Here is a 1519-nt window from a genome sequence, read left to right on the forward strand (position 1 = left end):
GGTCGGCTCCTGGAGTCGGCGGGCTTCGCGGTCCGGAGCGTGGCCCATCGGACGAGTTTTCTGCATCCGCCGACCGCCGCCATCAGCCTCCTGCCCTGGACGGACCCGCAGCGGTTCTGGGCGGCGGAGCAACAGGGCGGCGGGGCAGGGGCGCTCGCGCGGCGATTCATGTGGGCGGCGACGACGCTGGCTGTCGCCCCGGCCGTCTGGATCGAATCGCTTCTCGGCGCAAGCGCCATTCCGACGGCCTTCGCGCAAAAGAAGGCGTGAGTCCTTTTCGCCTCGCCGCCGCCCGATGCCGGTAGGGGCTGGACACGGCGGGGCCGGCCGGTTAGACTGTAACCCGAATTCAACCCTCTAAGCCCAAACGCCTTGCATTTTGCGGGGCCGGGAGCCTCTGCGGTGGTGGAACAGGAAACGATGCCCGACAGGGCGAAAAACGGCCGCTTGAGCCGACAGGTCGACCTCGGCGGATGCCGCGCCCTGACCATCATCCCCGCCTACAACGAGGCCGATTGCATCCAGCGGGTCATCGAGGACCTCCACGGCCGGGCCCCGTGGACGGACGTGCTGGTGGTGAACGACGGGTCGCGCGACGCGACGAGCCTGCGTTCCCGCGAGGCCGGGGCCCGCGTGATAGATTTGCCCGTCAACCTGGGCATCGGCGGGGCGGTGCAGACCGGCTACCGCTACGCCCGCGAGGAGGGCTACGACGTGGCGCTCCAGTTTGACGGGGACGGCCAGCACCGGGCGAGCCGGCTGGCGGACCTGGTGGGGCCGATCCTCGCGGGCGAGGCGGACCTGGTGATCGGGTCGCGGTTCCTGGTGCCGCGCGGCATGACGGCGAGGGGGATGCGGTGGATCGGCATCAAGATCCTCGCGAACGTCATCTCGCTGGTGCTTCGGCAGCGGGTGACGGACCCGACGTCGGGGTTCCGGGCGGCCGGCCGGCGGGCGATTCAACTGTTCGCCGCCGAGTATCCCCAGGATTATCCCGAGCCGGAGTCCCTGGTGCTCCTGCACAAGCAGGGCCTCCGGGTTTGCGAAGTGCCGGCGACGATGCGTCGGCGGCGCGAGGGGACGAGTTCCATCCGCCCGCTCCACGGCGCCCATTACATGTCGAAGGTGCTCCTGGCCGTCGTCATGGACCTGGTGAAGGCGCCGGTGCACCTGGAAGAGGAGGTGGCCTAGTGTACTTCTTTCGATGGGAGCATCGTGTCGCGCTGGTCCTGGCGGGCGGCGTGCTGCTGCTGATGACGTTCGAACTGATTCGCAAGCGCCGCCTGCGCGAGGAGTATTCCGTTCTCTGGGTCCTGACGGCCGTGGCTGTCCTCGTCTCCGGAATCTATCCGAGGGCCCTGGAATGGGTGGCCATGAGGATCACGCTTCACCCGGCCGTTCTGATGACATTTCTGTGCGTCCTGTTTCTGATGGCGATTTTGCTGCACTACTCCGTGGTCATCTCGAAACACTCGGAGCGTGAGAAGGGCCTGACGCAGGAGTTGGCCCTCCTGAAGGA

General features: G+C 67.7%; 3 protein-coding genes. All 3 read left to right on the top strand.

Annotated features, from left to right (window positions below):
• On the top strand, nt 1–270 hold a 270-nt coding region (locus tag NTX40_03025), incomplete at its 5' end, for a hypothetical protein (GenBank protein MCX5648061.1).
• Between the two features lie 132 nt (nt 271–402).
• Nucleotides 403–1191 (top strand): glycosyltransferase family 2 protein, encoded by a 789-nt coding sequence (locus tag NTX40_03030; protein ID MCX5648062.1) that lies wholly within the window; start codon nt 403–405, stop codon nt 1189–1191.
• Nucleotides 1191–1519, top strand: a 329-nt coding sequence (locus NTX40_03035; protein MCX5648063.1) for a DUF2304 domain-containing protein, incomplete at its 3' end; no start/stop codon positions are given. The genes NTX40_03030 and NTX40_03035, both read left to right, overlap by 1 nt.

The organism is Planctomycetota bacterium (assembly GCA_026387035.1).
In the GTDB taxonomy this organism is placed as follows: Bacteria; Planctomycetota; Phycisphaerae; order FEN-1346; family FEN-1346; genus JAPLMM01.